Origin of the sequence: Streptomyces sp. NPDC051207 (assembly GCF_040682395.1) — a bacterium.
Classification (GTDB): domain Bacteria; phylum Actinomycetota; class Actinomycetes; order Streptomycetales; family Streptomycetaceae; genus Streptomyces.
Genome location: NZ_JBFBAX010000018.1, coordinates 109127 through 121755 on the forward strand (window position 1 = coordinate 109127; position 12629 = coordinate 121755).

A 12629-nucleotide genomic window follows, 5' to 3' on the forward strand; every position below is an offset into this window, starting at 1 on the left:
CGAGAGAGGTGGGAGTTGCAGGTTCCGGCATTGGGGTTCGGCGGTGGGCGGTGCGGGTGCGGGCTGTGGTGGGGGGCGGGTCGCGGTGCTGGTGCTGGTGCGGGGCGCGGTCGGGGACGGGTGCGGGTTGCGGTGCGGGTGTCAACGCGCCATGCGGTGAGTCCGGCGAACCCCTCTGCTTCGCTTGTGTCACAAATACCTCGGTGGTGTCACACATGTCCCGCCCGCGCGAGTCTTCCGTCACACCCGTGCGCAGCACCCGGCCGGTCGTCACTCTGCGTCGTTCACCCCGTACAGGCTCTGTCGCCAAGCGCAGCATCCGGCTCCCCCGACGGCCGACCCGGGCCGCCGCCGTGGTGCGCGCGGGGAGGTACAACTCAATGACCGACCAACGACTCTGGTCCTACAAGGAGATCGCCGCACACATCCGGGTCCAGCCGGACACCGTCCGGTCGTACCGCAAGCACGGGCTGCTGCCACCGCCCGACGTGGTCGAGGGCGGAAAGCCGTTCTGGTACGCGGACACGGTGCGGGCCTGGGTGGCGTCCCGGCCACGCAATCGCGGCAGGGGGGAGACCTGATGGTGTGCGTGGCGCCGGGCGTGCGCGCCTGGTGCTCGGCGAACGCGCCCGGCGCTCGCCGAGCGGCACGCCCCTAGTCGGCGGACGGCCCGGCCGTGATGTACGCCAGTGCCCCGTCCGCGGGTGGGTGCACTGGCGTGCCCGTCAGTGGGCGGGGGTGCGGGTATGGCCCGGCAGCGGCCGGGGGCGCGGGTCCGCGATTGGCGTGCCGTCAGCGGGCAGGGGCGCTGGTGCTGTCCGGCAGCGGCCGGGTGCGCGGGCGGTGCTGTCCCGGCGCCGCCCGGCCGTTCAATTCCACGGCTCGATCACCGTCACCCCCGCCGTCGTCCCGCCCGTCCCCATCGCCGTCAGGGCGGCCGGGGCCTCGTCCAGGGGGATCCTCGACGTGACCAGGAGGTCGGGGCGCAGTACTCCGGCCCGGACCAGCTCCAGCATCGGCGGGTACGTGTGCGCGGCCATGCCGTGACTGCCGAGGATGTCCAGTTCCAGGGCGACGGCGCGGGCCATGGGCACGGGGGTCGTGCCGGTCGGGGAGGGCAGCAGACCGACCTGTACGTGCCGGCCGCGGCGGCGCAGGCCGTTGACGGAGGCGGCGCAGGTGACGGGCGAACCCAGCGCGTCGAGGGACAGGTGGGCGCCCCCGCCGGTCAGTTCCCGAACCGCCACGGCCGTCTCCTCCCTCCGGGCGGCGTCCACGCAGTGCGCCGCGCCGAACTTCCGCGCCAGCTCCAGGGCCCCGGGTGACACGTCGACGGCGACGACGCGCGCGCCCGCTGCCGCCGCGATCATCACGGCGGACAGGCCGACACCCCCGCAGCCGTGCACCGCGACCCACTCCCCCGCCGCGACCCGGCCCTGCTGGACGACCGCGCGGAACGCCGTGGCGAACCGGCAGCCGAGCCCGGCCGCCGTGGCGAAAGACATGTCCTCGGGGACGGCGACGAGGTTGACGTCGGCGTGGTCGAGCGCCACGTACTGCGCGAAGGAGCCCCAGTGGGTGAAGCCGGGCTGGGTCTGCCGCTCGCACACCTGCTGGTCCCCTGCGGCGCAGGCCGGGCAGGTCCCGCAGGCGCAGACGAACGGAACGGTGACCCGGTCACCGGCTCGCCAACCGGTCACCCGGGCGCCCACCGCTTCGACCACTCCGGCGAGTTCGTGCCCCGGCACATGTGGCAGCGTGATGTCCGGGTCGTGTCCCTGCCATCCGTGCCAGTCGCTGCGGCACAGCCCGGTGGCCTCGACCCGCACGACCACCCCGTGTTCCGCGGGTGCGGGGTCCGCGACGCTCCGCACCTCGACCGGTCCACCGAACCGCTCGAACAGCACCGCCCGCATCGCCGCCTCGCTTTCCGCCGTCCGGCCTTGTGTTCAGGGGCATGCGCCCGGGCCTTGTGGTTGGGGCCCCTGGCCGAGGCCCCGCGCCCGGTGCCTCCTGGCCGAGCCGCCTGGTTCGGCCCTCCCGGAGAAGGCTCCGTGCCCGGCCCTCCCGGCAAGGCCCCTTGCCCGGCCCGCCTCGCCAAGGTCCCCCTGCCGGGACCCTTCACTCCGTACCCCGGCGATCATCTCCCGCGCGGCGGCACGCCGGCTCGGCGCCCCCACCGTGCCCCGGCCCGGGACCCCCGTCAGCCGCGGCGAACGGCAGCCCTGCACCCCACGCCCCGGCTCCCCGCCGAACCCAACGGACCACCAGCCCAGCACCCCGGACCGCACCCCCGACCAGGGCCCCGCGTCCCCCACCGCCTCCGCCGGACCGCTACCCCGACACCCCCGCCGCCTCCCTCCCCCGCTCCTCCACCGACTCCGTTGCCGTGGCCGCCGAGGTCCCTTCCCCCTCGCTCACCCCGAACCGTTGGTGGAAGCGCCGGAGTGGGGCCGGCGCCCACCACGTCGCCCGGCCCGTCAGCCGCATTACCGCGGGGACGAGGAGACTGCGGACGATCATCGCGTCCATGAGCACCGCCAGGGCGAGCCGAGGCCGAGCATCTTGGTGTTGGTCACGCGGGAGGTGCCTATCGCGACCATCACCACCGCGAGGATGACGGCAGCCGCGGTGATCAGCCCGCCCGTGCGCTGTACGCCGTGCCGGACCGCCTGCTCGTGGTCGCCGCTGTGGTCGTACTCCTCCTTGACGCGGGACAGCAGGAACACGCCGTAGTCCATGGAGAGGCCGAAGGCCACGCAGAACATCAGGACCGGGAGGGTGGTCTCTATGGAGCCGGGGCTGGTGAAGCCGAGCAGACCGGAGAGGTGGCCGTCCTGGAAGACCCAGACGACGGCGCCGAACATCGCCGTCAGGCTGAGCGCGTTGAGCAGTACCGCCTGGACGGGTATGAGCACGCTGCCGGTGAGGAGGAAGACCAGCAGCAGGGTGACGATCGCGATGAAGACGGCTGCCCACGGGAGGCGCTCGCCGATGGCGTCCTTGGAGTCGACCAGCACGGCCGCCGTGCCGGTCACCCGGGTCTCGAAGGGGGCCTGCGCCGCGCGCAGTGCGCCCACCAGGTTCTGGGCGGGTTCGTCGACGGCCTCACCCTTCGGCAGCACGGTGAAGTACGCCGAGTCACCCTTCACCAGCGGGCCCTCCACCCTCCGCACGTCGGGCAGGGCGGCTATCCGCTGCTTGTAGGCGGCGTACTGCGCGTCGGTGGCGCGGCCCTCGGCGAGGACTTCGAGGCCGCCGCCGGGGTTGCCCGGGAAGTGGTCGCGGATGTGCTGCTGCACGACGTGCGACTCGGCGCTCGCCGGGAGCTGGCGGTCGTCGGCGGTGCCGAACTTCACGCCCAGGAAGGGCAGCCCGAGCAGGACGAGCACGGCGGTGGTGCCCAGCGCGAAGAACGGGGCGCGGCGCATGACGAGCGTCGCCGTGCGCGCCCAGGCCCTGCCCTCCTCGGCGGAGCCGGACGGCTTGGGCCGGCCGCGGCGCAGCAGGCGGCGCAGGTCCAAGGCGTTGACCCGGTGGCCGAGCAGGATCAGCGCGGCCGGGAGGAGAATCAGCGCGGCCGCGGCGGCCAGCAGCACCACGGCGATCCCGGCGTAGGCGAAGGAGCGCAGGAAGTACTGCGGGAAGAGCAGCATGGCCGCCAGGGACACCGCCACCGTGAGGGCGGAGAACAGCACCGTGCGCCCCGCCGTGCGCAGGGTGGTGCCCACGGCGGTCAGCGGCTCGGCGCCGCCGGACAGTTCCTCGCGGAAGCGGCGGACGATGAACAGGGCGTAGTCGATGGCGAGGCCGAGGCCGAGGGCGGTCGTCAGGTTCAGGGCGAAGACCGACACGTCGGTGAGTTCGGTGAGGCCGCGCAGCAGTGCGTTGGTGCCGAGGATCGCCACGATGCCGATGCCGAGCGGCAGCAGGGCGGCGACCGCGCTGCCGAAGACCATGACCAGCAGCACGAGGGTGACCGGCAGGGCGATGAGCTCGGCGCGGGTCAGGTCCTCCTGGATGATCGTCTGCATCTCGTGCCGCACGGCGACCGGGCCGCCGATCGTGACCTCGACCGCGCCGTGCGCGCCCCGGTAGCGGGAGGCGATGCGGTCGAGGGTCTCGCCCATGGTGTTCTCGTCGCCGGTGATGCGGGCGGCTATCAGCGCCTCGTGCCCGTCCTTGGCGCGCAGGGCGGGCGCGCCGGTGTGCCAGTAGGAGCCGACGCCCGTGACGCCCGGCTCCTCGGCCAGCCGGGCGGCGAGCCGCCCGGCGTCGGCGGCGACGGCCGGGTCGTCGACGGAGGCGCGGCCCGCGTCGACGAGGAGCAGGAGGTTGGGCTGGGAGTGGGGGAAGTCGCGCTCCAGCGCTCTGGTCGCGTACGTGGACTCGGCGGCCGGGTCCTCCCAGCCACCGCTGCCGAGGCGGTCGGCGGCCCCGCTGCCGGCCAGCACGGCGAGCACCGTGAGCACGAGCGCCGCGAGCAACGACAGGCGTGGGCGGGCGGTCACGAGTCTGGTCCAGCCTCCGACGCGCGGCGGCTTGTTGACTTCGGTCATCCTGCGGTGTCCCCTTCACCGTGAAATCCATCGTGAACCGGTCCGTGCCCGGCGCCTTCGCGCAGGCAGGCGGCATGGATCTGCCATTGCCATACACTGACAAACACGAGAGATCGCTCGCGTTTCCCTAGAATGCGAGCGAGCACTCGTGTTTGTCAATCGCGTTCGACGACCTGGGGATGACGCGTGCCCGAGAACCCCGAGAACCCCGAGAACCCCGCGACCACCGAGGGGCCCGGCGAGGAGCGGTCGGCCGAGGACAGGCCGCGCCGCCGCCAGGCCCGCGGCGAGCGCCGTATCGCCCAACTGCTCGAGGCCGCCGCCTCGGTCTTCTGCACGACCGGGTACACGGCCGCGAGCACCAACGCCATCGCCCGCGAGGCGGGCGTCTCGCCGGGCACGCTCTACCAGTTCTTCCCGAACAAGGAAGCGATCGCGATCGAGCTGGGCGAGCGGCTCATGCACCGGATGCGGGAGACGTACGGCGAGGCGCTCGCCCCGGTCGGTCCCGCGACCTCGCTGGAGGAGGCCGTCGGCGCGGCGGTCGACCGGTTCATCGACTTCAACTGCCGCCATCCGGTGTTCTTCGCGCTGATGCACGGCCCCGACATCCCGGGCCGCATCACCGAGGAGCACGACGCCCTGCACGGAACGCTGGTGTCGCGCATAGAGGCGCTGATCTCCTCGTTCCTGCCCGGCGCCCCCGCCGCCGACGTCACACGCACCGCACACGTCTGCCTCGGCATCTACAAGGCCGGCCTGGAACTCGTCCTGAGCCACGAGGGCGCCGAACGGGAGGCGTACGTACAGGAGTTGAAGAACGTCCTGCTGCGCTACCTCCGGCCACTCGCCGACGACCCCGAGGCGTCTTTGATTCATACCCCCTAGGGGTATACAGTGGATGCCGTGGGCGACACCCGGCTCCTTCCGGGCCCCGTCAGCCCCCTCCACCCCGTACGACCCACGCTCTCTACGCCTTGACGAGGAGTAACGACATGACCGCCCAGACCGACACCCCGGATTCCGTCACCACCGTCTACAAGGTGACCGGCATGAGCTGCGGACACTGCGAGGGCTCCGTCTCCGCCGAGCTCTCCGAGATCCCCGGCGTGCGCTCGGTGAAGGCCGTCGCCGCCAGCGGCGAGGTCACCGTCGTCTCCGAGGCCCCGCTGGACGACGAGGCGGTCCGTGCCGCCGTGGACGAGGCGGGCTACGAACTCGCCGGCAAGGCCTGAGCCGCCGGCGCGGAGGTACCCGCAGCAGAGACCGCGCAGGCAGCACCACCCTCCCGGCCCGGGCCGCGCCGGCCGGTCAACACTGGCGCGGCACGGCCCGGGCCGCCGTCTGGAGTCCGGACATGACCAGCACCACCGCGAAAACCCCGAGCACCACCGCGGGCACCGGCACGCCCCCGGCGCTCTCCGAGGTCGAGCTGCGCATCGGCGGGATGACCTGCGCCTCCTGCGCGGCCCGCGTCGAGAAGAAGCTCAACCGCATGGACGGCGTGACCGCCACGGTGAACTACGCGACGGCGAAGGCCAAGGTCGTCCACCCGACCGGCGTCAAGGTCGCCGACCTGATCGCCACGGTCGTCAAGACCGGGTACACCGCCGAGGAACCGCCGCCGCCCGAACCCGAACAGCGGCAGGCCCCCGCCTCCGACGAGGACCCCGCGACGGCCGCGCTGCGCCTGCGCCTCACCGTCTGCGCCGCCCTCGCCGTGCCCGTCGTCGCGCTGTCGATGATCCCGGCGCTGCAGTTCGGCAACTGGCAGTGGCTCGCGCTCACCCTCACCGCGCCCGTCGTCGTCTGGGGCGGCCTGCCGTTCCACCGCGCCGCCTGGACGAACCTCCGGCACGGCGCGGCCACCATGGACACGCTGGTCTCGGTCGGCACGCTCGCCGCGTTCGGCTGGTCCCTGTGGGCGCTGTTCCTCGGCGACGCGGGCATGCCCGGCATGCGTCACGGCTTCGCCCTGACGGTCTCCCGCTCGGACGGCGCCTCCGCGATCTACCTGGAGGTGGCCGCCGGGGTCACCACGTTCCTCCTGCTCGGCCGCTACCTGGAGGCCCGCTCCAGGCGGCGCGCGGGGGCGGCGCTCAGGGCGCTCATGGAGCTGGGCGCCAAGGACGTGGCCGTACTGCGGGGCGGCTCGGAGGTCCGCATTCCGGTCGGGCGGCTGGCGGTCGGCGACCGGTTCGTCGTACGGCCCGGCGAGAAGATCGCCACCGACGGCACCGTGGTCGAAGGCAGCTCCGCCGTGGACGCCTCGATGCTGACCGGCGAGTCGGTGCCGGTGGACGTCACCGTCGGCGACACGGTCGCGGGGGCCACCGTCAACGCCGGCGGGCGGCTGGTCGTGGAGGCCACCCGCGTCGGTTCCGGCACGCAGCTCGCGCGGATGGCGAAGCTGGTCGAGGACGCGCAGAACGGCAAGGCCGAGGTGCAGCGGCTCGCCGACCGCGTCTCGGCGGTGTTCGTGCCCGTGGTGCTGCTCGTCGCGGCGGGCACCTTCGGCGGCTGGCTCGGCGCCACCGGCGACACCGTAGCGGCGTTCACGGCGGCCGTCGCGGTCCTGATCATCGCCTGCCCGTGCGCGCTGGGCCTGGCCACACCGACCGCGCTGATGGTGGGCACCGGGCGCGGCGCGCAGCTCGGCATCCTCATCAAGGGCCCGGAGGTCCTGGAGTCCACGCGCCGCGTCGACACCGTCGTCCTGGACAAGACGGGCACCGTCACCACCGGCCGCATGACCCTCCAGGAGGTGTACGTCGCGGACGGCGCCGACGAGAAGCAGGTGCTGCGGCTCGCGGGCGCCGTCGAGGACGCCTCCGAGCATCCCGTCGCCCGGGCCGTCGCCGCAGGTGCGCGCGAGCGGTCCGGCCGGCTGCCAAAGGCCGAGGGCTTCCAGAACCTGCCCGGCAGGGGCGTACGCGCACGCGTGGAGGGCCACGAGGTGGCCGTCGGGCGCCGCCTGTACGCCGGCCTCCCCGACGAGCTGGCACGCGCGCGTGACGCGGCCGAGCGTGACGGCCGTACGGCGGTCGTCGTCGGCTGGGACGGCGCGGCGCACGGCGTGCTGGCCGTCGCGGACGCCGTGAAGGACACCAGCGCGCAGGCGGTGCGCGAGCTGCGCGCCCTCGGGCTCACGCCGGTCCTGCTGACCGGGGACAACCGTCCGGTCGCCGAGTCCGTCGCGCGCGCCGTGGGCATCGGCGAGGTGATCGCCGAGGTGCTGCCCGAGGAGAAGGTCGACGTCGTACGGCGGCTGCAGGGCGAGGGGCGGACCGTGGCGATGGTCGGCGACGGGGTCAACGACGCCGCCGCGCTCGCCGCCGCCGACCTGGGGCTGGCGATGGGCACCGGGACGGACGCGGCGATCGAGGCGGGCGATCTGACGCTGGTGCGCGGGGACCTGCGGGTGGCCGCCGACGCGATACGGCTGTCGCGGCGGACGCTGGCCACGATCAAGGGGAACCTGGTGTGGGCCTTCGGATACAACGTGGCCGCGCTGCCACTGGCCGCCGCCGGACTGCTGAACCCGATGATCGCGGGCGCCGCGATGGCCTTCTCGTCGGTTTTCGTGGTGACGAACAGCCTGCGTCTGAGGCGATTTTCCTGAGGACAGGACCTCATCGCCCCTGGAGTACCGAGCCGGGCTCACATAAGCTCTTCACAAGGCTCACGCATCTTCCCTACGCTGAGGTTCCCGTCGCTGCGATCAGCGCTCTTGCGCACCTAACGGCCATACGCAAGAGACGCAGATCACAGTGACAGGAACGTAACCATCGAAGGGGTTCGAAGGTCTAAGTTGGCGATGTCGGGAGCGTCTTGGGGGGCGCCCACCGGCATCCGGGGATGGTCTTGGGGGACTTTCTCCGGAGATGCGTTGCCGGGGCACGTACACCGGGAAGCTTTGAGCGGCCCTCCCGGGCGTGCGCTGTCCCGGCAGATCGCACCAGCACCACCCGTACAACCCATGAACGGCGGGTTCGCCCGTCGCGCACAACAGCGATTCAGGCGCTGTCCTCACAAGCGCCCGGCCGGATCCCGTGGGGGGAATCCGCACCGGGACATGGGAAGGCGCCCTGGACGCCGGCCCGTGGGGGGACCGGCGCCGGGGCGCCTTCTGCTGTGCGCGGCACATTTCCGTACGTCACGACGCGCGCTCCACGGCCCGCTTCCCAGCCGGGCAGGCGGGGCCCTGTCCGGCACGCAGCGGGCCCCGCACCCGGAAGCGGATGCGAGGCCCGGAGAACGCCGCGGGTCAGCGCTCCTCGACGGGAACGAAGTCGCGCTCGACGACGCCCGTGTAGATCTGGCGCGGGCGGCCGATGCGGGAGCCCGGCTCCTTGATCATCTCGTGCCACTGGGCGATCCAGCCCGGCAGCCGGCCGAGGGCGAACAGGACCGTGAACATCTCGGTCGGGAAGCCCATGGCCCGGTAGATCAGGCCGGTGTAGAAGTCCACGTTCGGGTAGAGGCTGCGCGAGACGAAGTAGTCGTCGGAGAGCGCGTGCTCCTCCAGCTTCAGCGCGATGTCCAGCAGCTCGTCGGACTTGCCGAGGGCGGACAGCACGTCGTGCGCGGCGGCCTTGATGATCTTGGCGCGCGGGTCGAAGTTCTTGTAGACCCGGTGGCCGAAGCCCATCAGGCGGACGCCGTCCTCCTTGTTCTTCACCTTGCGGATGAAGGAGTCCACGTCGCCGCCGGAGTCGCGGATGCCCTCCAGCATCTCCAGCACGGACTGGTTGGCGCCGCCGTGCAGCGGGCCCCACAGGGCGTTGATGCCGGCGGAGATCGAGGCGAACATGTTCGCCTGCGAGGAGCCGACCAGGCGGACCGTGGACGTCGAACAGTTCTGCTCGTGGTCCGCGTGCAGGATCAGCAGCTTGTCGAGGGCGGACACCACGATCGGGTCCAGGTCGTACTCCTGCGCCGGGACCGAGAAGGTCATCCGCAGGAAGTTCTCGACGTAACCGAGGTCGTTGCGCGGGTAGACGAACGGGTGGCCGATCGACTTCTTGTACGCGTAGGCCGCGATCGTCGGGAGCTTGGCGAGCAGCCGGATGGTGGAGAGGTTGCGCTGCGTCTCGTCGAACGGGTTGTGGCTGTCCTGGTAGAACGTCGACAGCGCCGAGACCACCGACGACAGCATGGCCATCGGGTGCGCGTCGCGCGGGAAGCCACGGTAGAAGTTCTTGACGTCCTCGTGCAGCAGGGTGTGCTGCGTGATGTCGTTCTTGAACCCCGTGAGCTGGTCGACCGTCGGCAGCTCGCCGTTGATCAGCAGGTAGGCGACCTCCAGGAAGGTGGAGCGCTCGGCCAGCTGCTCGATCGGGTAGCCGCGGTACCGGAGGATGCCGGCTTCGCCGTCCAGGTAGGTAATGGCGGATTTGTAGGCGGCGGTGTTTCCGTAGCCGCTGTCCAGCGTGACCAGACCGGTCTGGGCGCGGAGCTTGCCGATGTCGAAGCCCTTGTCGCCGACGGTGCTGTCGATCACCGGGTAGGTGTACTCGTTGCCGTCGTACCGCAGTACTACAGAGTTGTCGCTCACGTCTTCCCTCACCGACGTTGTGCCTCATCTTCGAGGTGCCCTGACTGTCTCTACCATCCCCCACTTGGCTCAGGAGAGTGCACTCGGGGTCGACCATCGGGCCTACTGACGGCACTCAGTGCCGCCAACTTGCTCATCCTGCCCCCTCTTTTCCGGTTCCGGAAGTGCCGTGTGACCTTTACGACTCATTTGATCGATCATTTTTCGCTCTCAGTCGCCGAGAGGGCGCGGTGAGCCCGACAGACGGTGGTCCAGGGCCGTGCAGCGACGGCCCGCCGACACCGTGCGCACCGCCTGTCCGACGGCCTTGCGCGAGCCCACGAGGACGACGAGCCTCTTCGCCCGGGTGACCGCCGTGTACAGCAGGTTCCGCTGGAGCATCATCCACGCGCCCGTGGTCACCGGGATGACCACGGCCGGGTACTCACTGCCCTGGGAGCGGTGGATCGTCACGGCGTAGGCGTGGGCCAGCTCGTCCAGTTCGTCGAAGTCGTACGGCACCTCCTCGTCCTCGTCCGTCAGCACCGTCAGGCGCTGCTCGACCGGGTCGAGCGCGGTGACCACGCCCACGGTGCCGTTGAAGACGCCGTTCTTGCCTTTCTCGTAATTGTTGCGAATCTGGGTGACCTTGTCGCCCACGCGGAAGACCCGGCCGCCGAACCGCTTCTCCGGCAGGTCGGGGCGGCCCGGGGTCACCGCCTGCTGGAGCAGCCCGTTGAGCGTGCCGGCGCCCGCGGGGCCCCGGTGCATCGGCGCCAGCACCTGCACGTCACGACGCGGGTCGAGGCCGAACTTGGCCGGAATACGACGCGCCGCCACGTCCACCGTGAGGCGCCCGGCCGCCTCCGTGTCGTCCTCGACGAAGAGGAAGAAGTCCTTCATGCCGTCGGTCAGCGGATGCTGCCCGGCGTTGATGCGGTGCGCGTTGGTGACCACGCCGGACTGCTGGGCCTGGCGGAACACGCGCGTGAGGCGGACGGCCGGCACCGGGCTGCCGTCGGCCAGCAGGTCCCTGAGCACCTCGCCCGCGCCGACGCTGGGCAGCTGGTCGACGTCCCCGACGAACAGCAGATGGGCACCCGGCGGGACCGCCTTGACCAGCTTGTTCGCCAGCAGCAGGTCCAGCATGGACGCCTCGTCGACCACCACCAGGTCGGCGTCCAGCGGACGGTCCCGGTCGTAGGCCGCGTCACCGCCCGGCTTGAGCTCCAGCAGGCGGTGGACGGTGGACGCCTCGGCTCCGGTCAGCTCGGCCAGGCGCTTGGCGGCGCGGCCGGTCGGGGCGGCGAGCACCACCTTGGCCTTCTTCGCGCGGGCCAGCTCCACGATCGAGCGGACCGTGAAGGACTTGCCGCAGCCGGGGCCGCCGGTGAGGACGGCGACCTTCTCCGTGAGGGCGAGCTTCACGGCCGCCTCCTGCTCGGGGGCCAGCTCGGCGCCCGTACGGCCCTTCAGCCAGACCAGCGCCTTGTCCCAGGCCACGTCCCGGAAGCCGGGCATCCGGTCCTCGTCGGTGCGCAGGAGCCGCAGGAGCTGGGCGGACAGGGCCACTTCGGCGCGGTGGAAGGGCACCAGGTAGATGGCGGTGACGGGTTCGCCCCCGTCGGGGCCGGGGACCTTCTCCCGTACGACACCGGGGTCGGCGCCGTCCTCGGGGGGCGCGGCCAGCTCGGCGAGGCACTCGATGACGAGCCCCGTGTCGACCTGGAGCAGCTTCACCGCGTCCTTGATCAGCTGCTCCTCGGGGAGGTAGCAGTGGCCCTGGTCGGTGGACTGGGACAGGGCGTACTGCAGGCCGGCCTTCACCCGCTCCGGGCTGTCGTGCGGGATGCCGACGGACTGGGCGATCTTGTCGGCGGTGAGGAAGCCGATGCCCCAGACGTCGGAGGCGAGCCGGTAGGGCTGGTTCCTGACGACCGAGATCGACGCGTCGCCGTACTTCTTGTAGATCCGGACGGCGATCGACGTGGACACCTCGACGGTCTGGAGGAAGAGCATGACCTCCTTGATCGCCTTCTGTTCCTCCCAGGCGTCGGCGATCTTCTTGGTGCGCTTGGGGCCGAGGCCGGGGACCTCGATGAGCCGCTCGGGCTCCTCCTCGATGACGCGGAGGGTGTCCGTGCCGAAGTGCTGCGTGATGCGGTCGGCGAAGACCGGCCCGATGCCCTTGACGAGGCCGGAGCCCAGATAGCGCCGGATGCCCTGGACGGTGGCCGGCAGCACGGTGGTGTAGTTCTCGACGAGGAATTGCTTCCCGTACTGCGGGTGGGACCCCCAGCGTCCCTCCATGCGCAAGGACTCGCCGACCTGCGCGCCGAGCAGCGCGCCGACGACGGTGAGCAGATCCCCGGCGCCTCTGCCGGTGTCGACCCGGGCGACCGTGTAGCCGTTCTCCTCGTTGGCGTACGTGATCCGCTCCAGGACACCTTCGAGCACGGCGAGCCGCCGCTCGCCGGGGGCCGCCGCGGCGGAGTGGTTGGACATGATCCGACGGTACCGGTGGGCACTGACAG

The 12629-nt window shown here is 71.8% G+C and carries 7 protein-coding genes and 1 pseudogene; 4 read left to right on the forward strand and 4 right to left on the reverse strand.

The features are described from left to right. Window positions 1-380 precede the first annotated feature (380 nt). Window positions 381-581: a MerR family transcriptional regulator gene (locus AB0M97_RS19225; RefSeq protein ID WP_365962082.1), complete on the forward strand. Its 201-nt coding sequence runs from the start codon at window positions 381-383 to the stop codon at window positions 579-581. Between the two features lie 288 nt (window positions 582-869). Here the strand turns inward: AB0M97_RS19225 and AB0M97_RS19230 are convergent, their stop codons facing one another. Both AB0M97_RS19230 and AB0M97_RS19235 read right to left on the reverse strand, forming a co-directional pair. After that, window positions 870-1916 (reverse strand): zinc-dependent alcohol dehydrogenase family protein, encoded by a 1047-nt coding sequence (locus AB0M97_RS19230; RefSeq protein ID WP_365962083.1) that lies wholly within the window; start codon window positions 1914-1916, stop codon window positions 870-872. A 418-nt stretch (window positions 1917-2334) separates the two neighbouring features. Continuing rightward, window positions 2335-4559: pseudogene (locus AB0M97_RS19235) on the reverse strand (MMPL family transporter). 297 nt (window positions 4560-4856) lie between these two features. Here AB0M97_RS19235 and AB0M97_RS19240 point away from each other — a divergent pair. The 3 genes from AB0M97_RS19240 to AB0M97_RS19250 all read left to right on the forward strand — a co-directional run bounded on the left by AB0M97_RS19240 (window position 4857) and on the right by AB0M97_RS19250 (window position 8181). Further along, window positions 4857-5447: a TetR family transcriptional regulator gene (locus tag AB0M97_RS19240; protein ID WP_365962112.1), complete on the forward strand. Its 591-nt coding sequence runs from the start codon at window positions 4857-4859 to the stop codon at window positions 5445-5447. Window positions 5448-5554: 107 nt separating this feature from the next. Then, window positions 5555-5794: a heavy-metal-associated domain-containing protein gene (locus AB0M97_RS19245; RefSeq protein WP_365962084.1), complete on the forward strand. Its 240-nt coding sequence runs from the start codon at window positions 5555-5557 to the stop codon at window positions 5792-5794. Window positions 5795-5916: 122 nt separating this feature from the next. Then, complete coding sequence (locus AB0M97_RS19250; RefSeq protein WP_365962085.1) at window positions 5917-8181, forward strand: heavy metal translocating P-type ATPase; 2265 nt, start codon at window positions 5917-5919, stop codon at window positions 8179-8181. Between the two features lie 645 nt (window positions 8182-8826). Here AB0M97_RS19250 and AB0M97_RS19255 read toward each other — a convergent pair. Beyond that, window positions 8827-10116, reverse strand: coding sequence for a citrate synthase (locus AB0M97_RS19255; RefSeq protein ID WP_365962086.1), 1290 nt, complete (start codon window positions 10114-10116; stop codon window positions 8827-8829). Window positions 10117-10326: 210 nt separating this feature from the next. Beyond that, the gene (locus AB0M97_RS19260; RefSeq protein ID WP_365962087.1) at window positions 10327-12600 is read right to left on the reverse strand and encodes an ATP-dependent RecD-like DNA helicase; all 2274 of its coding nucleotides are present in this window, start codon (window positions 12598-12600) and stop codon (window positions 10327-10329) included. Between the last annotated feature and the right edge of the window lie 29 nt (window positions 12601-12629).

Excerpts from the sequence above, each read along its gene's own strand:
- AB0M97_RS19250 (WP_365962085.1), top strand. The coding sequence starts at position 5,917 with ATGACCAGCACCACCGCGAAAACCCCGAGCACCACCGCGGGCACCGGC.
- AB0M97_RS19245 (WP_365962084.1), top strand. The coding sequence starts at position 5,555 with ATGACCGCCCAGACCGACACCCCGGATTCCGTCACCACCGTCTACAAG.
- AB0M97_RS19260 (WP_365962087.1), bottom strand. The coding sequence starts at position 12,600 with ATGTCCAACCACTCCGCCGCGGCGGCCCCCGGCGAGCGGCGGCTCGCC.
- AB0M97_RS19225 (WP_365962082.1), top strand. The coding sequence starts at position 381 with ATGACCGACCAACGACTCTGGTCCTACAAGGAGATCGCCGCACACATC.
- AB0M97_RS19230 (WP_365962083.1), bottom strand. The coding sequence starts at position 1,916 with ATGCGGGCGGTGCTGTTCGAGCGGTTCGGTGGACCGGTCGAGGTGCGG.